The 24,678-nt window shown below is 54.7% G+C and carries 22 protein-coding genes, 1 tRNA gene and 1 pseudogene; 18 read left to right on the forward strand and 6 right to left on the reverse strand.

Going from position 1 to position 24,678, the window contains the following annotated elements:
- A pseudogene (locus AC1DUO_RS19395) lies at window positions 1-180 on the forward strand (2-hydroxyacid dehydrogenase); the annotation flags it as partial.
- A gap of 262 nt (window positions 181-442) precedes the next feature.
- Entirely contained in the window at window positions 443-709 is a 267-nt protein-coding gene (locus tag AC1DUO_RS19400; RefSeq protein WP_013575992.1) for a PTS sugar transporter subunit IIB, read from the forward strand.
- Here the strand turns inward: AC1DUO_RS19400 and AC1DUO_RS19405 are convergent, their stop codons facing one another.
- Complete coding sequence (locus tag AC1DUO_RS19405) at window positions 710-1,645, reverse strand: LysR family transcriptional regulator (protein ID WP_013575991.1); 936 nt, start codon at window positions 1,643-1,645, stop codon at window positions 710-712.
- A gap of 122 nt (window positions 1,646-1,767) precedes the next feature.
- Between AC1DUO_RS19405 and AC1DUO_RS19410 the strand changes: the two genes are divergently transcribed.
- The 7 genes from AC1DUO_RS19410 to AC1DUO_RS19440 all read left to right on the forward strand — a co-directional run bounded on the left by AC1DUO_RS19410 (window position 1,768) and on the right by AC1DUO_RS19440 (window position 10,803).
- Entirely contained in the window at window positions 1,768-3,033 is a 1,266-nt protein-coding gene (locus AC1DUO_RS19410) for an ABC transporter substrate-binding protein (RefSeq protein ID WP_119261760.1), read from the forward strand.
- Window positions 3,034-3,069: 36 nt separating this feature from the next.
- Window positions 3,070-4,050 carry a carbohydrate ABC transporter permease gene (locus tag AC1DUO_RS19415; RefSeq protein WP_119261759.1) on the forward strand — a complete coding sequence of 327 codons (981 nt, stop codon included), beginning with the start codon at window positions 3,070-3,072 and terminating at the stop codon, window positions 4,048-4,050.
- Between the two features lie 2 nt (window positions 4,051-4,052).
- Complete coding sequence (locus AC1DUO_RS19420; protein WP_119261758.1) at window positions 4,053-4,898, forward strand: carbohydrate ABC transporter permease; 846 nt, start codon at window positions 4,053-4,055, stop codon at window positions 4,896-4,898.
- A gap of 35 nt (window positions 4,899-4,933) precedes the next feature.
- The gene (locus AC1DUO_RS19425; RefSeq protein WP_112198473.1) at window positions 4,934-6,295 is read left to right on the forward strand and encodes a family 4 glycosyl hydrolase; all 1,362 of its coding nucleotides are present in this window, start codon (window positions 4,934-4,936) and stop codon (window positions 6,293-6,295) included.
- Between the two features lie 62 nt (window positions 6,296-6,357).
- The gene (locus tag AC1DUO_RS19430) at window positions 6,358-7,467 is read left to right on the forward strand and encodes an ABC transporter ATP-binding protein (RefSeq protein ID WP_131637890.1); all 1,110 of its coding nucleotides are present in this window, start codon (window positions 6,358-6,360) and stop codon (window positions 7,465-7,467) included.
- A 22-nt stretch (window positions 7,468-7,489) separates the two neighbouring features.
- Window positions 7,490-9,145, forward strand: a complete 1,656-nt coding sequence (locus AC1DUO_RS19435) for a glycoside hydrolase family 13 protein (RefSeq protein ID WP_119261757.1) — start codon at window positions 7,490-7,492, stop codon at window positions 9,143-9,145.
- Window positions 9,145-10,803, forward strand: coding sequence for a glycoside hydrolase family 13 protein (locus AC1DUO_RS19440; protein ID WP_119261756.1), 1,659 nt, complete (start codon window positions 9,145-9,147; stop codon window positions 10,801-10,803). Before AC1DUO_RS19435 ends, AC1DUO_RS19440 begins: the two co-directional genes overlap by 1 nt.
- A 262-nt stretch (window positions 10,804-11,065) precedes the next feature.
- Here the strand turns inward: AC1DUO_RS19440 and AC1DUO_RS19445 are convergent.
- A tRNA-Asn gene (locus AC1DUO_RS19445) sits at window positions 11,066-11,141 on the reverse strand.
- A gap of 394 nt (window positions 11,142-11,535) precedes the next feature.
- On the opposite strand from AC1DUO_RS19445, the gene AC1DUO_RS19450 reads away from it, so the two are divergent.
- The 7 genes from AC1DUO_RS19450 (at window position 11,536) to AC1DUO_RS19480 (ending at window position 18,626) form a co-directional block, all read left to right on the forward strand.
- Complete coding sequence (locus AC1DUO_RS19450; RefSeq protein WP_119261755.1) at window positions 11,536-12,408, forward strand: MurR/RpiR family transcriptional regulator; 873 nt, start codon at window positions 11,536-11,538, stop codon at window positions 12,406-12,408.
- 28 nt (window positions 12,409-12,436) lie between these two features.
- Window positions 12,437-13,018 carry a D-alanyl-D-alanine dipeptidase gene (gene ddpX, locus AC1DUO_RS19455; protein WP_013575982.1) on the forward strand — a complete coding sequence of 194 codons (582 nt, stop codon included), beginning with the start codon at window positions 12,437-12,439 and terminating at the stop codon, window positions 13,016-13,018.
- 47 nt (window positions 13,019-13,065) lie between these two features.
- Complete coding sequence (locus tag AC1DUO_RS19460; protein WP_013575981.1) at window positions 13,066-14,646, forward strand: ABC transporter substrate-binding protein; 1,581 nt, start codon at window positions 13,066-13,068, stop codon at window positions 14,644-14,646.
- Window positions 14,647-14,707: 61 nt separating this feature from the next.
- Window positions 14,708-15,724 carry an ABC transporter permease gene (locus tag AC1DUO_RS19465; protein WP_015690085.1) on the forward strand — a complete coding sequence of 339 codons (1,017 nt, stop codon included), beginning with the start codon at window positions 14,708-14,710 and terminating at the stop codon, window positions 15,722-15,724.
- Between the two features lie 4 nt (window positions 15,725-15,728).
- Window positions 15,729-16,640: a D,D-dipeptide ABC transporter permease gene (ddpC, locus tag AC1DUO_RS19470; RefSeq protein ID WP_013575979.1), complete on the forward strand. Its 912-nt coding sequence runs from the start codon at window positions 15,729-15,731 to the stop codon at window positions 16,638-16,640.
- Window position 16,641: 1 nt separating this feature from the next.
- Entirely contained in the window at window positions 16,642-17,670 is a 1,029-nt protein-coding gene (locus AC1DUO_RS19475; RefSeq protein ID WP_119261754.1) for an ABC transporter ATP-binding protein, read from the forward strand.
- Complete coding sequence (locus AC1DUO_RS19480; protein WP_119261753.1) at window positions 17,670-18,626, forward strand: oligopeptide/dipeptide ABC transporter ATP-binding protein; 957 nt, start codon at window positions 17,670-17,672, stop codon at window positions 18,624-18,626. The genes AC1DUO_RS19475 and AC1DUO_RS19480 overlap by 1 nt, the downstream gene beginning before the upstream one ends.
- Before the next feature lie 263 nt (window positions 18,627-18,889).
- On the opposite strand, the gene AC1DUO_RS19485 is transcribed toward AC1DUO_RS19480, so the two are convergent.
- Genes AC1DUO_RS19485 through galB form a run of 4 tightly spaced genes read right to left on the reverse strand, consistent with a single transcriptional unit; the run spans window position 18,890 to window position 22,369 of the window.
- Entirely contained in the window at window positions 18,890-19,774 is an 885-nt protein-coding gene (locus AC1DUO_RS19485) for an NAD(P)-dependent oxidoreductase (protein ID WP_119261752.1), read from the reverse strand.
- Window positions 19,767-20,891 (reverse strand): 4-oxalomesaconate tautomerase, encoded by a 1,125-nt coding sequence (locus AC1DUO_RS19490; RefSeq protein WP_119261751.1) that lies wholly within the window; start codon window positions 20,889-20,891, stop codon window positions 19,767-19,769. The genes AC1DUO_RS19485 and AC1DUO_RS19490 overlap by 8 nt, the downstream gene beginning before the upstream one ends.
- A 9-nt stretch (window positions 20,892-20,900) precedes the next feature.
- The gene (locus tag AC1DUO_RS19495; RefSeq protein WP_013575974.1) at window positions 20,901-21,626 is read right to left on the reverse strand and encodes a 4-carboxy-4-hydroxy-2-oxoadipate aldolase/oxaloacetate decarboxylase; all 726 of its coding nucleotides are present in this window, start codon (window positions 21,624-21,626) and stop codon (window positions 20,901-20,903) included.
- Window positions 21,623-22,369 (reverse strand): 4-oxalmesaconate hydratase, encoded by a 747-nt coding sequence (gene galB / locus AC1DUO_RS19500; protein ID WP_013575973.1) that lies wholly within the window; start codon window positions 22,367-22,369, stop codon window positions 21,623-21,625. The genes AC1DUO_RS19495 and galB overlap by 4 nt, the downstream gene beginning before the upstream one ends.
- Before the next feature lie 151 nt (window positions 22,370-22,520).
- Here galB and AC1DUO_RS19505 point away from each other — a divergent pair, with 151 nt between their 5' ends.
- Complete coding sequence (locus AC1DUO_RS19505) at window positions 22,521-23,750, forward strand: LysR family transcriptional regulator (RefSeq protein WP_013575972.1); 1,230 nt, start codon at window positions 22,521-22,523, stop codon at window positions 23,748-23,750.
- A gap of 361 nt (window positions 23,751-24,111) precedes the next feature.
- A partial coding sequence (locus tag AC1DUO_RS19510; protein WP_477988384.1) for a glycosyltransferase occupies window positions 24,112-24,678 on the forward strand: 567 nt, incomplete at its 3' end.

Raw genomic sequence — 24,678 nt, forward strand, 5'->3', positions numbered from 1 at the left:
GATGTTTTCACCGACGAACCGCACGTCCCGCACGCATTGTTACACCGGGAAAATGTGGTGGTCACACCGCATATGGCCAGTGCTACCTGGGCGACGCGCAAAGAGATGTCGCGTCTGGTGCTGGAAAATGTCAACGCCTATTTTGCTGGCGAGCCGTTGGTGACACCTGTTCCGCAGTAAGCGAGTGAAAACGTATTCTGCATGTAAATCAAAGCGCGGCGTTACGTCGCGCTTATTGATTGTCAGCGTTAAACCCCCATCCGGGAGGGGATGATTGTCCCGGAGCGGAGGGAAAACTGGAAATGCCTGAGGTATTCAATGGCAGAGGCCCTGCCGTAAAGATATAGACAACGTCTATATCGCTTGCGAATAAATCGATTTCACTTTATTGAACGTCAGACTTATGCTGCTGCGGAAACATTAAGGGCTATCAGGAGAGAATATGGAAACCCAACAACTGGCAGCGTTAGTTGTTCACTCAATTGGCGGCGCGGATAACCTCACTAAAATGACCTACTGTGCCAGTAGGATCCGGATGCAGGTACGCGATGCCTCCCTGCTCGACAGGCAGGCATTAGAAGCACCGGAGGCCATTCGGGCTGTACTTGAAGTAGAAACACCACAATGCGACACGGAGTATCATCTGGTGGTCGGACCGGGCAATACCCGGTCGCTGTATCAGGCGCTGACGGCGTTAACTCAAAAATAGTCAGACCAGCAGGTGGCTGACCCGCGCCAGATGCTCTTGCATCAATGCCTGCATCTGCACCACGTGCGCCGCATCCATCTTCTCCCGCATCATATAAAAGCCCACGTTATAGCGCGGGCTTTGTTGCGTGGTTTGCAGCGGTATAATGCCGTAACGCGCAAAGTAGTCCGCCATGCACGTCGGATAACTCAGCATGATGGCGTCGGAATCATTGACCATGTCTATCGCCGCCATCATCGAGTTAGTTGACCAGATCACCCTATCTTCAAGATGCATCTGGTTGCGCGCCAGCCTTTTGGGTTGCATGTCCTCGACCATGTGTTGAAAACGCCCTTCATCCGGCGTCAGTTCAACGCAAGGATAGTCTTGCAGCTGGAAGGGGTCGATGACGTTGTTGCCTAACGGATGCCCGCGTCGGACAAACAGGCTGTCGGTGACGCTGAACAGCGGCACAAAGGTGATGCCTGCCCTGGAATTCAGCCCCTGAATCTCATGCCCGATAAAGAGATCGATATCACCGCCAAGCAGTAAGTCCATCAGTCGCAGGTGATTTCCCTGATCGATATGGATATTTACCGTGGGATGCAGCGTGCGGTAAGTGTTGAAACTGTCGCGTACAAACATGTGCCACCAGGCATGCCCGGTGCCCATCCGCAAACTCTGCACCTGACGCGCTTTGATAAGCGCCAGTTTACTCAGCGTATTTTCATAAATACGCTGCATCATCTGCGCCTGCTCCAGCAAAAGATCGCCGTACTCGGTCGTTTTCACGCCCGTTGAGGTGCGCACAAGCAGTTGCACGCCCAGATTCTCCTCCAGCTTCTTCATATTATGCGTAAGTGTCGGCTGACTAAGGCAAAGTTTGTTTGCTGCATGACTCACATTTTTGAACATCGCCACTTCGATAAACTGCCGCAGAATTTTATCCAAGATCACACATTTCCCAGGTGGTATAGATAATTTGTATACCTTAGCAGTGAAAATCAATTTCCACCAATGTCTCCGCTTCGCTATTTTCCTCCTATGACGGTATTCCCGCCACGACCTGAGAGTAAGCCATGAGACGAGTAATCCCGGGACTGGTTGCAGCCACGCTGACCCTGACATCGAGTCTGGTTCATGCCGACACCCTGCGTATGGAATGTCCGCCTGGCAAGGAAAGTCGTCAGTTCTGTAACGACATTAAACAGCAGTTTGAAGCGCAGACCGGCCACACGCTGGAATTTATCGATCTTCCACCTGCCTCGAATGAAAAATTGTCGTTGTTTCAACAGATATTTGCCGCCAAAGATTCGGGCGCGATCGATCTCTTCCTGGCCGACACCGTCTGGATCGGTGTGCTGGATAAACATCTGCTGGATTTAACAGATAGCGTCAGTGATATCCGCAATGATTTTTTCCCGAACGCGTTCCAAAACGACATCGTTAACGGTCGTGTCAAAGCCATTCCCGCTTACATGGATGCAGGCGCGCTGTTTTATCGCAAAGATTTATTGGCGAAATACGGCCAAAAGCCGCCTGTGACCTGGAGCGAGCTGACGCGTATTGCCACGCTGGTTCAACAAGGTGAGCGTGAAGCGGGACATCAAAACTTCTGGGGGCTGGTGTTTCAGGGCAAAGCCTATGAGGGGCTGACCTGCAATGCGCTGGAGTGGGTGGAGTCGCAGAAGGGCGGCAGTTTTATTGATACTAACGGCAATATCACCATCAACAATCAACGCGCCGCACAGGCGCTGGATATGGCCGCGGCATGGATCGGGAAAATCGTTCCACCGGGAGCATTAGGTTACATGGAAGAGGAGTCCCGTCCGGTCTTCCAGAACGGTGATGCCCTGTTTATGCGCAACTGGCCTTATGCCTACACGCTGGCGCAAGACCGCAGCAGCCCGATCCGTGGCAAAGTCGGCGTCATTCCGTTACCCCGGAGCGAGGACGGCACCTCTGTTAGCACCATGGGCGGCTGGCACTGGGCGATCAGCGCTTACACCAAAAATCCGAAAGCCGCGCTGGCGCTGTTAAAAATTGTCAGCAGTGCCGAATCACAGAAGAAAGGGCTGACGCTGATGGGCAGGGCGCCGTCGCGCACCGCGCTGTATGACGATCCTGACGTCCTGGCGCAGGCACCCTATCTCGCCGAGTTTAAAGAGATCTTCCTGCTGGCCAGGCCTCGCCCTGCATCGCAGACCAAACGCCAGTACGCGCAGGTCTCCAAAGCGATTTATAACGCAACTTACAACGTGCTGCGTGGCGACAGCGACGGGGCGACCGCAGTGGCAGAGTTGCAGCAGCGGCTGGAGAGAATTAAAGCCAGAGGATGGCGCTGAGTTCAGCGTCCCCATTAACGGTCCGGAGTTTGACGCATGAAGCCAGAAACACCCTCACTATCACTTCCTGACGATAACGTCGGCAGCCGCGCGGTGAAGCGCAGCAAGCCCGGTTATCAGCTACGCCGCAGCCGTATCGCCTGGCTGCTGGTGGCGCCATCTCTTCTGTTACTGGCTGCCGTTGCAGGCTGGCCGCTGTTCCGCACACTGTTTTACAGCTTCACCGATGCCATGCTGGATTCGCCCGATGATTACCGTTTTGTCGGCTTCACCAACTATGTTGACCTGGCCGACGGTGCCCATTATTACGGCGTCCTGGCCGATCCGCTGTGGTGGAAGGCCGTTGGTAACACGCTGCGTTTCAGCGTGATGTCGGTGTCGCTTGAACTGGTGTTCGGCATGCTGCTTGCCTTGCTGATGAACCAGAAGTTTCGCGGTCAGGGGCTGGTGCGAACCGCCATTCTGGTGCCGTGGGCGATCCCGACGATTGTGTCCGCCAGAATGTGGAGCTGGATGTTCCATGACCAGTATGGGGTGGTGAACAATCTGTTGCTCAGGCTTGGGGTTATTCACTCCCCGCTGGCATGGGTAGCAGACCCGGGGTTATCCATGTGGGCGGTGGTCATCGTCGATGTCTGGAAAACCACACCGTTTATGGCGCTGATGCTGCTGGCCGCGTTGCAGCTGATTCCGCGCGATCTGTATGAAGCGGCGCGGATTGACGGGGCCAATACCTGGCAGCGTTTTCGTCGAATCACACTGCCGTTGATTATGCCGGCAATGATCGTCGCGCTGATTTTCCGCGTCATGGATGCGCTACGGGTGTTTGATCTGATTTATATCCTGACCTCCAACAGTGAAGCCACCGTGTCGGTGTCGGGTTATGCACGAGATTTGCTGGTGAGTTATCAGGAAATGGGATCCGGTTCCGCCGCGTCGGTACTGGTATTCATGATGGTGGCAGGGATTGCAGCCTGCTTCCTGATGCTGGGTCGCCGCCGCAATGGAGAGGAATAATCATGAAAATGAAACGTCAGCAGCAAAAACTCGCACAGCGTTCACTGATTTTTGCAGGATCTGCATTTGCCTGTTTGATCTGCCTGTTCCCGTTCTACTACGCGGTTATCACCTCGCTACGCTCGGGGGCAAATCTGTTCACCGTGATCTGGTTGCCCGATGAAATGAACTGGGGGAATTACGTGACCGCGCTGATGGATAACGGCATTGCCCGCAGCCTCTTTAACTCGGCGGTGGTGGCAACGCTCACTGTTGGTCTGTGTCTGCTGGTGTCAATCACGGCTGCTTTTGCGCTGTCGCGCATTCGTTTTAAAGGGCGAAAGTATCTGCTGTTCACCATTCTCTGTGTGTCCATGTTCCCGCAGGTGGCTGTGCTGTCAGGTATGTTTGAGCTGGTGCGGTTTATGGGATTGTATGACTCGCTTGGCGCGCTGGTCCTGTCCTACACCACCTTTTCATTACCCTTCACAATCTGGGTGCTGACCACCTTTATGAAGGCGATTCCCGTCGAGCTGGAAGAAGCGGCAATCGTCGATGGTGCCAGCACCTGGACCATTATCAGCCGTATCTTTGTGCCCATCATGGGGCCGTCGCTGGTGACGACCGGACTGCTGGCGTTCATCGGCGCCTGGAATGAATTTATGTTTGCTCTGACGTTTGTGATTTCCGGCGACAAGCGAACCGTTCCCGTGGCGATCAGTATGTTGCAAGGATCTTCCCAATTCGAACTTCCATGGGGCGCCATCATGGCTTCCTCAGTCATCGTCACGCTTCCCATTGTAGTGCTGGTGCTTATTTTCCAGCGACGCATTGTCAGTGGATTAACCAACGGCGCAGTCAAAGGCTGATGCCTCAATCAGTATCGTCAGGAGACCCGAATAATATGGCTACAAAAATTGTTCTAGTGGGCGCAGGCAGTGCGCAGTTTGGTTACGGTACGCTGGGTGACATTTTCCAGAGCACCGCGCTGTACGGCAGTGAAATCGTACTCCATGACATCAATCCGGCCTCGCTGGCGGTAACGGAAAAGACGGCCCGTGATTTCCTGGCAAAAGAAGATCTCCCCTTTATCGTCAGTGCGACCACTGACCGTGCCACGGCGTTGCGCGGTGCCGGGTTTGTGATTATCTCGATTGAGGTGGGCGATCGTTTTGCCCTGTGGGATCTTGACTGGCAAATCCCGCAGCAGTATGGCATTCAGCAGGTCTATGGCGAGAACGGCGGCCCGGGGGGATTGTTCCATGCGCTGCGTATTATTCCGCCTATTTTGGACATCTGCGCCGACGTGGCCAACATTTGCCCTGACGCCTGGATATTTAATTATTCCAATCCGATGAGCCGCATTTGTACCACCGTGCATCGTGCCTTCCCTGAGCTGAATTTTGTTGGCATGTGTCACGAAATAGCGTCCCTTGAGCGCTATCTGCCTGAAATGCTGGGAACCTCCTTCGATAATCTGAATCTGCGTTCGGGTGGCCTCAACCACTTCAGCGTGCTGTTAGAAGCCCGGTATAAAGACAGTGGTAAAGACGCGTATGCCGACGTCAGGGCCAAAGCCCCGGACTATTTCGCGACTTTGCCGGGTTACAGCGACATCCTGGCGTATACCCGCTCCCACGGTAAGTGGGTGGAAACCGAAGGCAGCACCGAGCGTCATGCGCTCGGCGGCAAAGACAGCTCGTATCCCTGGGCAGACCGTACGTTATTCAAAGAAATCCTTGAGAAGTTCCACCACCTGCCGATCACCGGCGACAGCCATTTTGGCGAATACATCAGCTGGGCGGGCGAGGTCAGCGATCATCGCGGCATTCTCGACTTTTATACTTTCTATCGTAACTACCTCGGTGAGGTACAGCCGAAGATTGAGCTTAAGTTGAAGGAGCGCGTGGTGCCCGTCATCGAAGGGATTCTGACCGACTCAGGCTATGAGGAGGCCGCCGTCAACATTCCGAACCGCGGATTTATCAAACAACTGCCAGCGTTTATCGCCGTGGAAGTGCCTGCGATTATTGACCGGAAAGGTGTACATGGGATCAAGATCGATGTCCCGGCCGGTATCGGCGGGTTACTCAGTAATCAGGTTGCCATCCACGACCTGACGGCGGAGGCCATCCTTGAAGGGTCCCGCGATCTGGTGATTCAGGCACTGCTGGTTGACCCGGTGAACAACAAATGCCGTGCTATTCCAGAACTGGTGGATGTGATGATTTCTCGTCAGAGCCCATGGCTTAACTATCTGAAATAAAAACAGACTCTATTGATGCCGGGAGCTTCCGGCATAACAACATCATGGATTCGGAGGGGAATATGGCGCAACTGACCTTGGACAAGATTCAAAAACGCTATGGTGCAAAGACAGAGGTCATCAAATCGCTGGATCTGCACATTAAAAGCGGAGAGTTTGTGGTGATCGTCGGGCCTTCCGGCTGCGGCAAGTCAACACTACTGCGGATGATTGCCGGGCTTGAGGAGATAAGTGGCGGGGGCATGTATATCGACGGGAACTATGTGAACGATGACACGCCAGCAGAACGCGGCATTGGCATGGTATTTCAGTCCTATGCCCTCTATCCGCACATGAGCGTCTATCAGAATATGGCGTTTGGGCTGGAGCTTGCGCGCCATCCGGCATCCGAAATCGACCAGCGCGTGCGTGCGTGCGCACGTATTTTACAGCTCGAACCCCTGCTGGCGCGACGGCCAAAAGACTTGTCCGGCGGCCAGCGCCAGCGTGTAGCGATTGGCCGTGCCATCGTGCGTGAACCCCGCCTGTTCCTGTTCGACGAACCGCTTTCAAACCTCGACGCTTCCCTGCGCGTGCAGATGCGCATGGAGGTGTCGGCCCTGCACAAACGTCTGGGCGTCACCATTATTTATGTCACCCACGATCAGGTCGAGGCGATGACGCTTGCCGACCGTATTGTGGTACTCAATCAGGGCAACATCGAGCAAGTGGGCACGCCGCTGGAGCTGTACGACCAACCTGCCAATGAGTTTGTGGCGCAGTTTATCGGTTCGCCGAAGATGAATCTGCTTCCTGCCACGCTGCGCCAGGCGGGTGAACAACAAAGCGTGGTCGAGCTGGATAACGGCAAGGCGCTGGTTCTGCCTGTTGCCACGCCGGCAGCGGCACAGGGCCGCAGCGTGAACTTGGGTATTCGCCCGGAACATATTCGCAGCGGCAATCGGGAAGAGTGTGAATATCAGGGAGAGGTGATGTTTGTTGAGCAGATGGGCAACGAAACCCTGTTGTATCTGGATAACGGCAATGCCAGTGAACCCTGGGTGGTCCGTCACGCAGAACGTTCAGCCATTCAGGTTGGCGAGATCGTTGGCGTGCGGCTGCCGGTGGAGCGCTGTTACCTGTTCGACAGTCACGGTCGGGCGTTCCATCGCCATCTGACCATGAATCATTAATTCGTTTAGGGAAGAGAAAGTCATGAGTGATATGCACAGCGCACAGCAGTGGAAGGATGCCGTGGTTTATCAGGTCTATCCGCGCAGCTTTATGGACAGTAACGGTGACGGTACCGGTGATCTCAACGGCATCATCAGTAAACTCGACTATTTGCAGCAGCTCGGCATCAACATGCTGTGGCTGTCGCCGGTTTATCGTTCGCCGATGGACGATAACGGCTATGACATCTCCGATTACGAGAATATTGCCGATATTTTTGGCTCGATGGCTGAAATGGAGCATCTGATCGCGGAAGCAGAAGCACGGGATATCGGCATTCTGATGGATCTGGTTGTCAATCACACCTCCGATGAGCATCCGTGGTTTATTGATGCGCTGACATCAAAAAACAGTGCTTACCGTGATTTCTACATCTGGCGCAAACCGGCGGCTGACGGCGGACCGCCCAATGATCAACGTTCCCATTTTGGCGGCAGCGCCTGGACACTGGATAAGGCCAGTGGGGAATATTATCTGCACCAGTTTTCAACGCGCCAGCCGGATCTCAACTGGGAAAATCCCGACGTACGTGCCGCCATCCACGCGATGATGAACCGCTGGCTGGCGCGTGGTATCGGCGGGTTCAGAATGGATGTTATTGACCTGATCGGCAAAGACGTCGATCAACAGATCATGGCGAACGGTAAAAATCTGCATCTTTATCTTCATCAGATGAACCGCGCCACCTTTGGCCCGTACGGCAGCATAACCGTTGGTGAGACGTGGAGTGCAACGCCGGAAGATGCACTGCTTTACAGCGCCGAAGCGCGGCAGGAACTGACGATGGTCTTTCAGTTTGAGCACATCAGGCTTTTCTGGGATGAACATCATGGAAAGTGGCGCAACAAGCCCTTTGATCTGCTGCGTTTCAAGGCTGTTATCGACAAATGGCAGACAGCGTTAGCCCACCGCGGCTGGAACTCGCTGTTTTGGAGCAATCACGATTTGCCACGCGCCGTTTCCAAATTTGGCGATGAAGGTCAGTATCGCGTCGAGTCGGCAAAAATGCTGGCCACAGCGCTCCACTGCCTTAAAGGCACGCCTTACATTTATCAGGGCGAAGAGATTGGCATGACCAACGTGCGCTTTCCGCGTATTGACGACTATCGGGATATTGAAAGTCTGAATTTGTATCAGGAACGGGTGGCCGAAGGCGTCAGTCACGAAGAGATGATGAGGGGGATCCACGCCAACGGTCGCGATAACGCCCGAACGCCGATGCAGTGGGACAGCAGTCAGCATGCTGGTTTTACAACATCACAGCCCTGGATTGACGTGAATCCCAATTATAAACAGATAAACGTGGCGGCGGCGCTTGACGATCCCAACTCTGTTTTTTACCACTACCAGAAACTGGTGGCGCTGCGTAAGCAACAACCGCTGCTGGTTCACGGCGACTTCAGGCAGATTTTCAACAGCCATCCGCAGGTTTTTGCCTGGTTACGCACGTCGGGCGACCAGACGCTGGTGGTGATCAATAATTTCACCCGTGAACCTCTGACGCTTGACGTGCCGGACAACCTGCAGTCGTTGCAGGGCCAGTGCCTGATCAGTAACTATGCGCCACGTGAGCAACTGGGTGCGCGTTTACAACTGCAACCCTATGAATCTTTTGCTTTATTAATCGGGAGTCTCTGATGGCAAACTGGTGGAAAGAGGCCGTGGCGTATCAGATCTATCCACGCAGCTTCAAAGACAGCAACCGCGATGGTATTGGCGATATTAACGGCATAACTGAAAAACTCGATTATCTTAAGGATCTGGGGATCGATCTGATCTGGATCTGTCCGATATATCAGTCACCCAACGACGACAACGGCTACGACATCAGCGATTACCAGCAAATCATGGCAGAATTCGGCACGATGGCCGATTTTGACCACCTGCTGAAGCAGGTTCATCTGCGCGGGATGCGGTTGATTATTGATTTGGTCGTTAATCATACTTCTGATGAACATCCCTGGTTTGTGGAGTCGGGTTCCTCCCTCGATAATCCGAAACGCGACTGGTACATCTGGCGCGACGGTAAACAGGGTGGGGAGCCGAATAACTGGGAGAGCATTTTTAACGGGTCCGCCTGGAAGCATAGCGCGGCCACCGGGCAGTACTTTTTACATCTGTTTTCTGAAAGGCAGCCGGATCTCAACTGGGAGAACCCCGGCGTGCGCTCGGCCATTTACACCATGATGCGCTGGTGGCTTGATAAAGGCGTGGACGGCTTCCGAATTGATGCTATCTGCCATATGAAAAAAGAGCCAGCATTCAGTGACATGCCTAATCCGCAGGGACTCCCTTATGTGCCGTCGTTCGAACGCCATCTGAATTATGACGGATTGCTCGATTACGTCGATGACATGTGTGAACAGGTACTCAGCCGCTACGACATTGTTACCGTCGGTGAGATGAACGGCGTCACCGCTGAACAGGGCGAGGAGTGGGTTGGTGAGCAGCGCGGCAGACTGAATATGATCTTTCAGTTTGAGCACGTAAAGCTGTGGCAGGACGGTCAACACACTAAAGCGCAGTCTGGCCTCGATCTGATGGGCTTAAAAGATATTTTCACGCGCTGGCAGACGCTGCTGGAAAATAAAGGCTGGAATGCGTTATACGTCGAGAACCATGATCTTCCCCGCGTGGTGTCAGGATGGGGCGACGCGGAAAACTATCATCGTGAGAGTGCGACTGCCATTGCGGCTATGTACTTCCTGATGAAAGGAACGCCGTTTATCTATCAGGGACAGGAGCTCGGCATGACCAATACGCATTTCGCCAGCCTGGATGATTTTGACGATGTTGCCGCAAGAAAACGTGCGAGTGAAATGCGCAGACAGGGCATGGAGGAGTCAGACATTCTGGCAATTCTTAGCCGTACCGGGCGCGATAACTCACGTACACCGATGCAGTGGGATCACAGCATTCATGGCGGTTTCAGCTCCGTGACGCCCTGGTTTCCTGCAAACAGCAATTACCGCGAAATCAACGTCGCGCAGCAGCGCGAAGATAACCATTCCGTTCTGAATTTTTATCGTGCGCTGATCCGCCTGCGGCGGCAGATGCCAGCGCTGATTGAGGGAAACTATCAACTCCTGTTGCCTTCCCATCCCCATATTTACGCCTATCTGCGTACGCTGGAAAATCAGCAGATCCTGGTGATCGGTAATTTCAGCGCCTGTCCACAAGAGGTTGATTCACAACAGTTGGCGCTGGAAGGTGCGCAATTGCTACTGGGTAACTATCAGGATGAGGGAGCGCTGCACATTTTACGGCCCTATGAAACACGGATTTATCAACGTTAAGCTCTGTCTGCGGGAGTATTCTGCGCACAAACAGCCAGAATGCAGGGTTTACCTCCGGTAAGCCGTGGTTCCGTATCAACCCGAATCGAACTCACCTGACCCCAAATCTGACCACCAAATTCTCCCGGTGCGGAGGGGAAACTGAAAATGCAGCGGGAAGGTTTTCATGCTCACTGATTGCCTCAACGCCATACAGGCAGGGGCTCCGGCGTATAAAAACCAAAAAGCCCGCTTAAGTTTCCTTAAGCGGGCTTTTCTAATTTGGCTCCTCTGACTGGACTCGAACCAGTGACATACGGATTAACAGTCCGCCGTTCTACCGACTGAACTACAGAGGAATCGTTGGAACGGGGCGAATAATAGCGACTGCCTGTGGGCATGTCAAAGGGTTAACGAAAAAAGTTGTCTGACTGCTTTCTTAATATTCAACTTGTTGACTATTAAGGCAAAGTGATTAAAACCTCTGCCATTTTTCTGTACGTCACGCCTTTTCACGTCTGTATTGCACTAAAAGTATTCACAAGTTGCCTGATTGTTGTGCAGGGGTTATCGGTAAGTTTTATTCTGGCCGTTATTCTGCAAGTTTTTTGCCAGCCACCGGCCATAAAATCGTCATAAATTCAGATCTGCTGCACAAATTTCACTCATATTTCGAAACTGGCACACCCCGTGCATTGTTATTTTACTAACAACGGCTAGCTTTTTGACAATGAAGCAACAGGGGATTAACTGATGCAGCCAGCGCAGGATGTGATTGAACAAATCGAAGCCTCGTTTGCCGGGCAGACACCCACGGGCAAACGCATTGCCAGCTATCTGCTGGCAAATCTTGCACAGATCCCGTTTGAAACGGCGGACAGCATTGCGCGCAGCGCGGCGACCAGTGGCATTTCTGTCGGGCGATATCTGCGCAGTCTCGGCTATCGCAATCTCGATCACTTCAAGCAAACGCTGCGCCTGCAAAGCGGCACATCATATCAGCCGTGGGTGGTTACCGACCGTCTGGGCGCTTATCGCGAACGCAGCAAACAGCCGCAGCAGGAAAAGTTGCAACAGTCGCTGACGCTCGAACTCGAAGCCATTAATCACGTGTATCGGCTGGCGCAAACTGACAGTTTTGCACAGGTCAGCCGCCGTCTGGCCGATGCGGAGGCGGTGTTTATTCTCGGTATCCAGTCGGTACGCGGCATTGCCAACAACTTCTCCAGTTATCTCGAGTACTTACGGCCAAAAGTCTATTTCGCCGACGGGCTTTCCGGCACCTATGTCGAATCCCTGAATTCGGAATTCGCGCAGCCTTATCTGGTGGTGACCGACACCCGTGCCTATTCGAAGATGGCGCAAACTTATTGCGAAGCTGCCTGTGAACGCGGCCTGAACGTGGCACTGATCACCGACATTTACTGTCCGTGGGCGCGCGATTATCCGGTGGATTTATTGCAGGTGAAAACCGACACCGGCCAGTTCTGGGACTCGATGGCGCCGCTAAGCTGCCTGTTCAATCTGTTGTGCTCGGCGGTGCTCGAACTGCGCGGTCACGATGTAGAACAGCGCCTGGCGAATAACCGCATCCTGCAAAAACAGCTCGGACAATTTGAATCCTGAACTTCTAAACCAGCGGACAGATTTATTGATGAATACGAAAACACCTGATGTTGCCCTGATCGATCTGGCTGAAATTCTGCCCGATGCGGTGATCGACCTGAAATATGCCACCGCCGATAACCTGACCGGTCAGCCGATTTATCGCGAATCCCTCTGCCTGCTGCATCCCGATGCCGCGTCGGCGTTGGTTCGTTGTAACGAAGTCGCGAAACTGGCCGGATTCACGTTGAAAATCTATGACGCTTACCGGCCGCAGGCGGCGCAGGCCTGTTTGTGGGCGGCGTTTCCGAATCCGGATTATGTGGTGGATATCAGACTCGGTTCGCACCACAGCCGCGGTGTGGCGGTGGATCTGACCTTGCTGGATGAGCAGGGTGAGGCGGTGGATATGGGCGCGGGCTTCGATGAAATGACCGAAGTATCGCATCCGTTTTACCCTGATTTACCGCCACATATTCAGCGTAACCGCTTGCTGCTTAACGCCGTGATGGCGGCGGGTGGCTTTAAGGGTATCACCAGCGAGTGGTGGCACTTTGAATTACCGGATGCCAAAACGTATCCGTTGTTGGAAGAGCGGTTCGGCTGCTATCCGCCGGTTAATGCCGCGTAATTATTGCACGTCTCTTATCACTTTTTGACAGAGCCAGGAGTTMTCAGATGAGCAACACAGCAATCAACACGTTCCGCAAAAATACGAAAACACAGGTCGCCGGTGCCATTTTTCTCGCCTTGTCAGGCTTAAGTTTTGCCACGCAGGCCGCCGTGCCGAAAGACATGCTGGTGATTGGTAAAGCAGCCGATCCGCAAACGTTGGATCCTGCGGTGACTATCGACAACAACGACTGGACGGTCACGTATCCGGCGTATCAGCGTCTGGTGCAGTATAAAACCGAAGACGGCAAAGGCTCGACGCAGGTTGAAGGGGATCTGGCGGCAAGCTGGACGGCATCACCGGATCAACTGATCTGGACCTTCAAACTCAAGCCGGGCGCTAAATTTGATGACGGTTCCGACGTCAATGCCGATGCGGTGAAATGGTCGTTCGAACGACTGATGAAAATCGGTCAGGGGCCGTCGGAAGCCTTCCCGAAAGACATGACGGTGACCGTTGTCGATCCGATGACGGTGACCTTTACGCTCAAAACGCCGTTCGCGCCATTCCTCTATACACTGGCGAATGACGGCGCGGGTATCGTCAATCCGGCGATTGCCAAAGCCAATCCGGCCGATGAAGGTAAGGCGTGGCTGGCGGGACATACTGCCGGTTCCGGCCCGTATAAACTCGATCGCTGGCAAAAAGGTCAGCAACTGGTGCTGGTGCCCAATCCGCATTACAGCGGCGCAAAACCAGCCTTTAAACGTGTGACCGTGAAAATTATCGGTGAAAGCGCCACCCGCCGCCTGCAACTGTCGCGCGGGGATCTGGACATTGCCGATTCCCTGCCGATGGACCAGCTGGCTGCCCTGAAAAAAGAAAATAAAGTCGCCGTGGAAGAATTCCCGTCGTTGCGCGTGACCTATCTGTATCTCAATAACGGCAAAACGCCGCTGAATCAGGTGGATTTACGCCGCGCAATTTCTTCTGCCGTGGATTATCAGGGCATGGTGAAAGGCATTCTCGGCGGTAACGCCAAACAAATGCGCGGGCCAATTCCTGATGGCATGTGGGGTTTCGACCCGACGGCGAAGCAATACACCTTAGATCTGACGCAGGCCAAAGCTGACCTGGAGAAAGTCAAAGACAAGCCGCAGACGCTGGACTTCCTGTACTCCGATAACGATCCGAACTGGGAATCCATCGCGCTTTCCGTGCAGGCCAGCCTCGGCCAGGCCGGGATTAACGTGAAGCTGGAAAAACTGGCTAACGCCACCATGCGTGACCGCATCGGGCAGGGTGATTACGACATCTCAATTGGTAACTGGAGCCCGGACTTCGCCGACCCGTACATGTTTATGAACTACTGGTTTGAGTCCGACAAAAAAGGCCTGCCCGGTAACCGTTCCTTCTACTCAAATCCTGACGTGGATGCGTTGCTGAAAAAAGCCGTGTCAGTGACCGATCAGAAACAGCGCACCGACTATTACCAGCAGGCGCAGAAAATCGTTATCGACGAAGCGGCATACGTGTATTTGTTCCAGAAAAACTATCAGGTGGCGATGAACAAAGACGTTAAAGGCTTTGTTTTCAACCCGATGCTTGAGCAAGTCTTCAATGTTGGTCAGATGCATAAGCAATAACCGCAATATCATTCACGAAAACCCCTTTCACGACCTGAAAGGGGTTTTACGGGGAAAAACTATGACTTTTTGGACTCTGATTCGCCAGCGCTGCTGGGGTCTGATACTGGTGATGGCGGGCGTTTGCGTTATCACTTTTATCATCTCGCATATGATCCCGGGTGATCCGGCGCGGCTGCTGGCGGGCGACCGTGCAAGCAATGAAATGGTCGAACATATCCGTGAGCAACTGGGGCTGAATCAGCCGCTTTACGTGCAGTTTTTCCGTTACGTCAGCGATTTGTTGCACGGCGATTTGGGCACGTCGATCCGTACCGGTCGTCCGGTACTCGAAGACCTGAAAGCGTTCTTCCCGGCGACGCTGGAACTGGCGGTCAGCGCACTGTTTCTGGCGATTGTGCTCGGCATTCCGCTGGGCGTGTTGTCGGCGGTGTACCGCAATAAATTTCCGGATCATCTGGTGCGTCTGCTTTCCGTGCTCGGCATTTCCACGCCTGCGTTCTGGCTGGGACTGGGCGTCATCATCCTGTTCTACGGGCATCTGAACCTGCTGCCGGGCGGCGGAAGGCTGGATGACTGGATGGATCCGCCCGCCAATATCACCGGCTTTTATGTGCTCGATTCCCTGCTGACCGGTAACCGGGACGCCTTCTGGAACAGCCTGCAACATCTGGCGATGCCTGCGCTGACGCTGGCGTTTGTACACATGGGGATCGTGGCGCGGCAAATTCGCTCGGCGATGCTTGAGCAACTGAGTGAAGACTACATTCGGACGGCGCGGGCTAACGGGTTGTCACGCTGGCGGGTGATCCTGAGCCACGCCTTGCCGAACGCGCTGATCCCGTCGGTCACCGTGCTCGGGCTGGCGATGGGCGATTTGTTGTATGGCGCGGTGCTGACCGAAACGGTGTTTGCCTGGCCGGGTATGGGCGCGTACGTGGTGAATTCGATTCAGGCGCTGGATTTCCCGGCGGTGATGGGTTTTGCGGTGGTGGTGTCGTTTGCCTACGTCATCGTCAATTTATGCGTCGATTTACTGTATGTGTGGATCGATCCGCGCATCGGCCGTGAGGGGTGAGCCAATGTCTGTGATTGAACCGGGCGTCAATAATCATCGGGCTGACATCGTTGCGCCAGATGTCAAACCGCGCTTTGCCAACTGGCGGCGCACATTCTATTTGCTGAGCCGCAGTCCGCTGACGATGTTAGGGCTGGCGATCATGCTGATTGTGCTTTTCATCATGATCTTTTCGCCGTGGCTGGTGCCGCACGATCCGAACGCCATCAGCCTGACCGACCGCTTGCAGGCACCTTCCGCGCTGCACTGGTTTGGGACTGATGAAGTCGGGCGGGATCTGTTCAGTCGTGTGCTGATAGGTAGCCAGCAATCCGTAGCCGCCGGGCTGGCGGTGGTGATCATCGCGGGCACGACAGGCTCGTTGCTTGGCTGTTTTTCCGGCGTGGTCGGCGGTGTGGTGGATGCGCTGATTATGCGCTGTATGGACATCATGCTGTCGGTGCCGTCGCTGGTATTAACCATGGCGCTGGCCGCCGCGCTCGGGCCGAGTTTGTTTAACGCCATGCTGGCGATTGCGGTGGTGCGCATTCCGTTTTATGTGCGGCTGGCGCGCGGTCAGACGCTGATGCTGCGTCATCAGGCTTATATGCAGGCTACGCGGACGTTCGGCGCGTCACGCTGGCATCTCATTACCTGGCACGTGCTGCGCAATGTGATGCCGCCGCTGGTGGTCCAGGCTTCTCTGGATATCGGTACCTCGATTCTGATGGCGGCAACGTTAGGGTTCATCGGCCTGGGCGCTCAACAACCGACCGCAGAGTGGGGCGCGATGGTCTCCAACGGACGCAATTATATTCTCGATCAATGGTGGTATTCAGCCTTTCCAGGTGTGGCTATTCTGATTACCGCCACCGGTTTTAACCTGTTCGGCGACGGTCTGCGCGACCTGCTGGATCCGAAAAGCAGAGGGCGCTGAGATGACTGAACAATCCCAGGCGCCGGTACTGGAAATCGACAATCTGCAACTGGTCTTTCCGGTTTACGGCGGAGAAGTGAAAGCGCTGAATCAGGTGTCGCTTTCAGTGAACGCTGGCGAAATCGTCGGCGTGGTCGGTGAATCCGGCTCAGGCAAATCGGTCACGGCGATGATGGCGATGCGCCTGCTGCCACCTGACGGTTTTACCGTGACCGGCGGTGCGTTACGCATGCTCGGCACCGACGTGATTCACGCCAGTGAGGAGCAGATGCGCACATTGCGAGGCGCGCGCGTGGCGATGATTTTCCAGGAGCCGATGAACGCCCTGAATCCGACGCGTAAAATTGGCCGTCAGATGTGCGAAGTCATTTGTCTGCACCAAAAACTCAGCAAGGCACAGGCGTGGCAAAAAGCCATCGGCCTGCTGCAGGACATGCAGATTGCCGATGCGGAGCAGGTGATGTCACGTTATCCGTTCGAACTCTCCGGTGGTATGCGTCAGCGTGTGCTGATCGCCATGGCATTTTCCTGCGAGCCGGAGCTGATTATCGCCGATGAACCGACCACGGCGCTGGATGTTACGGTGCAGCGTCAGGTTTTGCGTTTGCTCCAGCGCAAAGCCCGTGCCAGCGGAACCGCCGTGTTATTTATCACTCACGATATGGCGGTGGTGTCCCAGTTGTGCGACCGGGTGTACGTGATGTACGCCGGACACGTCATTGAAAGCGGCAACACGACGGATGTGATCGACACGCCGTCGCATCCGTATTCCATCGGATTATTACAGGCCGCGCCGGAAAACGGCGAGCCGCGCAGCCTGCTGAAAGCCATTCCGGGCACGGTGCCGAATCTGGCCAAACTGCCGCAGGGCTGTGCGTTTCGTGGCCGCTGCAATCATGCCGATGACCGCTGCATTGCGACACCGGCGCTGGCCTCGTTGCCGCATTTTCCGCAGCAATCTGTTGCGTGCTGGCATCCGCAGCGTTATGCCGGCGACATCCACATTCAACGCATTGAGGAGCATTCCTGATGATGGCTGAGGCACTGGTAGAGTTGCAGGATGTGCGCGTGCGATTCGCGGCCAGTTATAACTGGCGCGGCAAACCCACCAGTTATGTGCACGCGCTGAACGGGCTGGATCTCAATATTATCCGCGGCGAAACGTTAGGCATTGTCGGGGAATCCGGCTGCGGGAAAAGTACGCTGGCGCAGTTGCTGATGGGCTTACAGAAGCCGAGCAGCGGCGAAGTGCACCGCGCACGCCATGACAATTCCTGGTTCGGTTCAGGCATGCAAATGGTGTTTCAGGATCCGCAGTCGTCGCTGGATCCACGTCTGCCGGTCTGGCGGATCATCACCGAACCGGTGTTCGTGCAAAAACACAACAGCAGCCGCGAGCGTCGTGAACTGGCTGCGACGCTGGCAGAGCAGGTGGGGATCCGCAGGGAATACCTCGACCGTCTGCCGCATGAGTTTTCCGGCGGTCAGCGTCAGCGTATTTCTATCGCCCGTGCGCTGTCTTCAGAGCCAGACATCATCGTGCTGGATGAGCCGACCTCGGCGCTGGATATATCAGTGCAGGCGCAAATCCTTAATTTGCTGGTGGAACTGCAACGCCAGCGCAACCTGACTTATGTGCTGATTTCTCACAATGTGTCGGTTGTTCGCCACATGAGTGACCGCGTGGCGGTGATGTATCTCGGGCAAATTGTCGAGCTGGGCACTGCGGAAAAAGTATTGTCCGAACCGCAACATCCTTACACCCGTCTGCTGCTGGATTCGGTTCCGCGCGCCGGTCGTCAGCTTGATGAAGGGATAGTCGATAAGAAAGGTGAATTACCCAGCAACCGTAACCTGCCGATGGGATGTTACTTCCGCGAACGTTGTCCGCTGGCCGGGGATGGTTGTCAGATGCCGCAGGATCTTGTGCATGGGGCGGGCGGCGTGGTGGCGAGGTGTCATCGGGTTATGCCGGAGCGGGTGTAGTTTTTAGCTCCTCCCCCTGCGAAGGGAAGGAAGCACGCCAGTTAAATCTGACCAGAGTTTGGTTTTAGCTCCTCCCCCTGCGAAGGGGGAGGCGGGGAGGGGGTATTAATGGCGAAACGATTGTTGAAGTATCCGCCGGGTAAAAACGTGCCAAAGCAAACTTCAACGCTATGATTTCTCTGTAATACCCCACCCCAACCCTCCCCTTCGCAGGGGAGGGAGTTGACCGGTTTTCTCCTCCGGTCAGGTGAGAAAGGGACAACTTATTTTCGTAAAAGATCTACTGTCCTCCCCCAGTCAAACGGCTCCAGATCCGAATACCTGATCCCCTTCGCGGCCAGCGCATCCACCAGCCCCTGCTGGGCAAGTACGGTTCCCCGGCTCAGGTTGGGCGCGACGCCGACGTCTTCCAGTGTTTTCACCACTTCACGCATTTCCTCGGCGCGGCGCTTGCCGTGTTCAGCGATACGGCTGATAAGATAATGCGGAAACGGTCCGTCCCAGCCCAGTGACGGAAAGCTGGCGTGCAACGAGGCGAGCACTTCTTTCTCGACGCCGTACTGACGTGCGGCGCTCAGGCATTCGGCGGTCAGGGCTTCCAGGCCTTTGATCATCACGCTGCGGCACATTTTAATGGCGGAGGCTTCTCCGACGGTGTTGCTGTGAACTTTGCTGTTAAATCCGGTTTCATTCAGCCATTCATTGATCGCGTAAACATGTGTGCCGCCCAGCAGTAACGGGGTTTTCAGCCTTGCAGGCGGATAGGGGGCCATGACGGCGACATCAATGTAATTGCCACCCGCCTGCTCAATCAGCGCCATCGCTTCGCGTTTGGTGTGCGGCGAAACTGAATTCAGATCGAGAAAGAACTGACCGGGTGCGAGATGCCGGGCGACGGCACCGGCCACATTCAACGCTTCGGCGGCGGTCACAGCGGAGAAAATGATCTGACTGCCTTTCACGGCGTCTTCCAGTGACGGCGCAAAATGCACTCCGGCGTCACGGGCGCGCTGCCGGATAACCGCTGAATCTGTCAGCTTATCAAACGCCACGATATCCGGTGCCGGATTTTGCTTTTTCAGATCCGTTGCCAGAATGGTGCCCACTTCGCCGAGGCCGATGAGGGTAATGCGGGTCACGTTATTCATGATGAGATCCCTGTTGATCGTCCTGATGACCGTCCCAGATGCTGGCGGGGATGGCGACACGGCCTTCAAAAATCAGCCTTGCGGTACGTAACAGGGCACAGCCAGCCAGCCGTTCTGCCCCTGTTTTTGTCGGATCGAGTTGTAATTCCACGCTGAATTCCCCGGCCGGATGTTCCACGCTGATTAAAGGCGTGTTGCCGGACGGCGTATGTGCCAGCCCTTCGGTGATGCTGCCGGGGATCAGGCAGGCGCTGGCGACGCTGACCGCGCCGAGTACGCCAATCGAGGCGTGGCAGCGATGCGGAATAAACGTCCGGCTGGAGATGGCACCGCCATTTCGCGGTTCGGCAATTAATGTCATTTTTGGCACGGTGCGCTGCGTGACATCGCCGAGTTTCATTTTCGGGCCCGCCTGTAAGCGGATGGATTCGAGGCGTTTTTTCAGCTCCGTGTCTGCATCCAGTTGTTCACGGCTTTCATAACCACTGCGCCCGAAATCGGCGGCGCGCAGCAGAATAACGGGCATGCCATTGTCGATGCAGGTGACGTCGATACCGTCAAACGTGTCACGGGCGTTACCGGTTGGCAGCAACGCGCCACAACTTGAACCGGCGATATCGGCAAATTCCACGCTGATTTTGGCCGCGGTGCCCGGTACGCCGTCGATGCGCAACTCCCCCTGATAGCACACCTGACCCTCTTTTACCGGCACATGCGCGGTCGCAATCTGGCCGGTGTTTTCCATGAAGATCCGCACCGGGGTAATCCCTTCAACCGCGCTCAGCAGTTGCCTTTCAATGGCGAACGGGCCAACGGCAGCCAGGATATTGCCGCAGTTTTGTCCGTAATCCACCACGGCTTTATCGACATTAACCTGCGCAAAAAGATAATCGACGTCGGCGTCAGGGCGTGCCGAAGGGCGGATAATCGCCACTTTGCTGGTCAGCGGATCGGCGCCGCCAAGGCCATCAATCTGGCGCGGATCGGGGGAACCCATCGCCGCCAGCAGCACATTGTCGCGTAAGGCCTGCTCGTGCGGTAAATCGTCCGCCAGAAAAAATGCGCCTTTTGACGTCCCGCCGCGCATCAGCAGGCAGGGGATTCGGGTCTGCGGCATATCGGCTCCTCAGCGCCTTGCGGCATTTTCCAGTTCTTCCAGCGAATCGAAATACTTCAGGCCTTTTTCTGCCAGACGCGGGCGCATATTGTAGATATCCAATCCGAGTTCACCGTCTGCCATCCTGGCACGTTTACTTTCTTCCAGCGCTTCACGCTCACGGCTGGCCTGTGCCACTTGCGCGACCTCTTGGCGGGGGATGACCACAACGCCGTCATCATCGGCCACAATGGCATCGCCCGGATTCACTAACTGTCCGGCGCAAACCACCGGCACGTTCACGGAGCCGAGCGTTTCTTTGATCGTACCCTGCGCGTGAACGGCCCGTGACCAGACGCGGAAACCCATATCTCGCAGCGTTTTGGTATCACGCACGCCGAGATCGGCAATCAGCCCGACCACGCCGCGCGCTTTCAGTGACGTTGCCAGCAAATCGCCGAAGAAGCCGTCGGAACAGGGCGAGGTTGGCGCAACCACCAGAATATCGCCCGGCTGACACTGTTCCACTGCCACATGGAACATCCAGTTATCGCCCGGTGCGGTGAGCACGGTGACGGCGCTGCCGGAAATCGCACAATCCTGCTGTATCGGACGGATGCCCGCATCCAGCAAGCCTTTGCGACCCTGCGCTTCATGTACCGTCGCCACGCCAAAAGCCGCCAGTGCCGATACATCTGCTTTATTTGCCCGTGGAATATGGCGAACCACGACGCCTTTTTTGCCGACCAGACTCATGCTAAATCCTCCGTCACTCGCGGGAAGAGGCTCTGATAGCCTTCGCCGTAAACGATGTTTTTGGTGCTGGTGATCCCGACGTTACGTTTGGCCTGCACGCCGCGCTGTTGGGCGACGCGGGTATAGTATTCCCACAGATGTTCCTGACCGGCCATGCATTGAATGGCCTGATATTTCTTGTCCCAGACATCAGTGATATCGAGCAGAACATCGGGTTTCCAGTCGCACTGTTCCGGCTGATGTGGTTCAAAACAGTAAACCGGCGGTGCACCGACAATGGTTTCGCCCGGCTTATAGCCTTCTGCCTGCGCGATAATCCGCGCTTCCTGTGCCAGATGCGTCGCCATCGGGTGATCGTAGTTGTACGGGTCTTTCAGCGAATGGGTCAGCACAAAATGCGGCTGTACGCGGCGGTAAACATCGGCCAGACGGAACAACGATTCCTTGTCGGCGCGCAGCGGATAATCGCCCATATCGAAAAACTCGACACTGGCCCCGAGGATTTCGGCGGCGGCCATGGCTTCTTCGCGGCGTGATGCTTTCACGACTTCTTCGGTCATATTGCCTTTGCGCCACAGTTTGGCAGACTCACCGCGTTCACCAAACGACAGGCAAACGATGTGCACGGCGTAACCGGCCTGAGTATGTCTGGCGATGGCGCCACCCGCACGCCAGACGAAATCGGCAGAGTGGGCACTGACGACTAATGCACTTTTAGTGTTCTCTTTTTTTGGCTGAGTCATGGAGATGTCCTTGGTTTTTTGTTCTCAAAAAGTCTGAGTTCCATGCTGTCAGTCTGAGTCTGCGACGGGTAATTCATTTGATTGCAGGGGGTATGCGTTTTATTTATATTGCAGGGAAAGGTCACGCAAAAAAAGCTGAAGGGAGAAGGGGATGGCAGAGTCTGAGATGCTGAGTAACCTGATGCAAATCAGAGCATTTTGTCAGGTGGTCGACCAGGGAAGTGTATCCCGCGCGGCTGATGAACTGTACCGCACACAATCTGCGGTAACACGGGCGATACGGGATCTGGAACAGTCCCTCGACGTTCCGTTGTTTGAACGTCACGCCAACGGCATGCTGCTGACGGATTTCGGTAAATGCGTGCTGCCGCGTGCGCGACGGGCGATTGCCGAATTGCGGCAGATCCCCTCACAGCTGGCGAAATTACAGGGCAAAAGCGGGCAAAGGCGCGGTGATACCGAACCGCTGTATCTGTTTAACGTCCGGCGTCTGCAAATTTTTATCTCTCTGTGTAAAACCCGGCATATGCAGACGGTCGCCACGCTGCTCGGCCTCAGCCAGCCCGCGGTCAGTGCTGCGCTGAAAGTACTGGAAAACGGTGCCGGTGTTGCGCTGCTGGAACGCACACCGCATGGCATGATGCCTTCACTTGCGGGGCAGGATATCGTGCCGAACCTGCGTCGTGCGCTTAATGAATTGCGTCATATTCCCGCCGACATTGCCGCCCGTCGCGGTGTGCTGGAAGGCACTGTGCAGGTTGGCGCTTTGCCACTCGGGCGCACGCGCTTACTGCCGCAGGCGATTATCGGCCTGACGCAGCGCTACAGCGGCGTGAAAGTGGTGACCAACGAAAGTGCCTTCAGCGCACTGGCGTCCGAGCTGCGGTCCGGCGAAGTGGACTTTATTTTTGGCGCGCTGAGATCCCGTGATTATGCGGCTGATATGGCAACAGAAACATTGTTTACCGAAAGCATGGTGATTCTGGCGAGAAAAGGACATCCGTTGCTGGCAGAAAATGTCACGCAGGAAACTCTGCGCGAGGCGCGCTGGGTGTTGCCGCGTGCTGAAACCCCGGCAAGACACCTGCTGGATAACAGTTTTGCCGCCATGGGGATACCGCCGCCGGACCCGGTGGTGGAAAGCGGTGATCTGGGGATTGTGCGTGGGCTGCTGCTCGGTTCGGACATGCTGGCAGCAGTATCAGCCCGCCAGCTTGAGCATGAGCTTGAATCCGGCGAACTGGTTAAACTGCCGCTGGATCTGGCCGATACGCACCGCGCCATTGGCCTGACCTTCCGCGCCGGAAGTCTGCTTTCACCTGCCGCAGAGGCGCTGGTGATGGAGATCAGAAAAGTGTGTGGCAACCCCATTTTCATATGAAAATTTTGATTACGGGTAATTATCGTGTGTGAAATATGAACGATGTTGTTATGTGCTTTGGGTTTTGGGTCATTATTATCCTTAATACAAACAGGATGAATTCCGGTTCGTTGTATAAACAAAATACCTGTATCAGATCGCCCTCGTTTTACAGGCTCTGTCAGTATTGGGAATTCTCTAATTTTTAAGACAAGGTTACGTTTGTGTCTGTTTTGTACATGAATGGCCTGTCATTTTAAGGTAAGATGTCCGCCCTTGTGAAGGGAATGCCTGTTTTTTGATAAACCTTGTATAAATATGTGTTGAGAAATAAAGGTTGAATATTGCTCTCGCGGTTTGAGGGCTGTGAAGAGACTGGACTATGATAACTAAAGAAAAAGAAGTTATTAATAAAAAGAAAATAGTGCTTGTGACAGATTTACTTATCGGGCGTGGCGGCATGGAAAACGTGACCAGCCAGGTAATATCAGCACTCAAAAAGAGTGAAGAGTTTGAGGCGGGTTTTTTCGTCATCAATAGTGGTGAAAAGACGTACTCAAAATCCTGGCTCGATAATGCCGTGCTATTTGAAAGTGTCTGCACACTACGAAATAAAAAAGTAAAAAACTTCATACATACTCTGCGGCTTCTCTTTTTTATCAGAAAATATAAACCAGAACATGTCATTACACTTAATACAATACCCAGCTTAATGGCACGTCGTGCAATTACCTTTTCTGCGCATAAGACTGTTTTATCGACATGGATGCATCTTCCACCCCGGGAGCGGTATCGCCCGCATTATCTGTTATCAGCAGAACATCATTTTGCGATCAGCGATGAAATAAAAAATCAACTGACAGAGTTGGGTGTCGACAAAAATCACGTCGATGTGGTTTTTAACCCCGTGAAAAAAACGGATACGGTTATTTTAAGACCTGAGTCGCTC

This window comes from Rahnella sp. P4_A8, from assembly GCF_056402435.1.

Excerpts from the sequence above, each read along its gene's own strand:
- AC1DUO_RS19400 (WP_013575992.1), top strand. The coding sequence starts at position 443 with ATGGAAACCCAACAACTGGCAGCGTTAGTTGTTCACTCAATTGGCGGC.
- AC1DUO_RS19410 (WP_119261760.1), top strand. The coding sequence starts at position 1,768 with ATGAGACGAGTAATCCCGGGACTGGTTGCAGCCACGCTGACCCTGACA.
- AC1DUO_RS19415 (WP_119261759.1), top strand. The coding sequence starts at position 3,070 with ATGAAGCCAGAAACACCCTCACTATCACTTCCTGACGATAACGTCGGC.
- AC1DUO_RS19420 (WP_119261758.1), top strand. The coding sequence starts at position 4,053 with ATGAAAATGAAACGTCAGCAGCAAAAACTCGCACAGCGTTCACTGATT.
- AC1DUO_RS19425 (WP_112198473.1), top strand. The coding sequence starts at position 4,934 with ATGGCTACAAAAATTGTTCTAGTGGGCGCAGGCAGTGCGCAGTTTGGT.
- AC1DUO_RS19430 (WP_131637890.1), top strand. The coding sequence starts at position 6,358 with ATGGCGCAACTGACCTTGGACAAGATTCAAAAACGCTATGGTGCAAAG.
- AC1DUO_RS19435 (WP_119261757.1), top strand. The coding sequence starts at position 7,490 with ATGAGTGATATGCACAGCGCACAGCAGTGGAAGGATGCCGTGGTTTAT.
- AC1DUO_RS19440 (WP_119261756.1), top strand. The coding sequence starts at position 9,145 with ATGGCAAACTGGTGGAAAGAGGCCGTGGCGTATCAGATCTATCCACGC.
- AC1DUO_RS19450 (WP_119261755.1), top strand. The coding sequence starts at position 11,536 with ATGCAGCCAGCGCAGGATGTGATTGAACAAATCGAAGCCTCGTTTGCC.
- ddpX (WP_013575982.1), top strand. The coding sequence starts at position 12,437 with ATGAATACGAAAACACCTGATGTTGCCCTGATCGATCTGGCTGAAATT.
- AC1DUO_RS19460 (WP_013575981.1), top strand. The coding sequence starts at position 13,066 with ATGAGCAACACAGCAATCAACACGTTCCGCAAAAATACGAAAACACAG.
- AC1DUO_RS19465 (WP_015690085.1), top strand. The coding sequence starts at position 14,708 with ATGACTTTTTGGACTCTGATTCGCCAGCGCTGCTGGGGTCTGATACTG.
- ddpC (WP_013575979.1), top strand. The coding sequence starts at position 15,729 with ATGTCTGTGATTGAACCGGGCGTCAATAATCATCGGGCTGACATCGTT.
- AC1DUO_RS19475 (WP_119261754.1), top strand. The coding sequence starts at position 16,642 with ATGACTGAACAATCCCAGGCGCCGGTACTGGAAATCGACAATCTGCAA.
- AC1DUO_RS19480 (WP_119261753.1), top strand. The coding sequence starts at position 17,670 with ATGATGGCTGAGGCACTGGTAGAGTTGCAGGATGTGCGCGTGCGATTC.
- AC1DUO_RS19485 (WP_119261752.1), bottom strand. The coding sequence starts at position 19,774 with ATGAATAACGTGACCCGCATTACCCTCATCGGCCTCGGCGAAGTGGGC.
- AC1DUO_RS19490 (WP_119261751.1), bottom strand. The coding sequence starts at position 20,891 with ATGCCGCAGACCCGAATCCCCTGCCTGCTGATGCGCGGCGGGACGTCA.
- AC1DUO_RS19495 (WP_013575974.1), bottom strand. The coding sequence starts at position 21,626 with ATGAGTCTGGTCGGCAAAAAAGGCGTCGTGGTTCGCCATATTCCACGG.
- galB (WP_013575973.1), bottom strand. The coding sequence starts at position 22,369 with ATGACTCAGCCAAAAAAAGAGAACACTAAAAGTGCATTAGTCGTCAGT.
- AC1DUO_RS19505 (WP_013575972.1), top strand. The coding sequence starts at position 22,521 with ATGGCAGAGTCTGAGATGCTGAGTAACCTGATGCAAATCAGAGCATTT.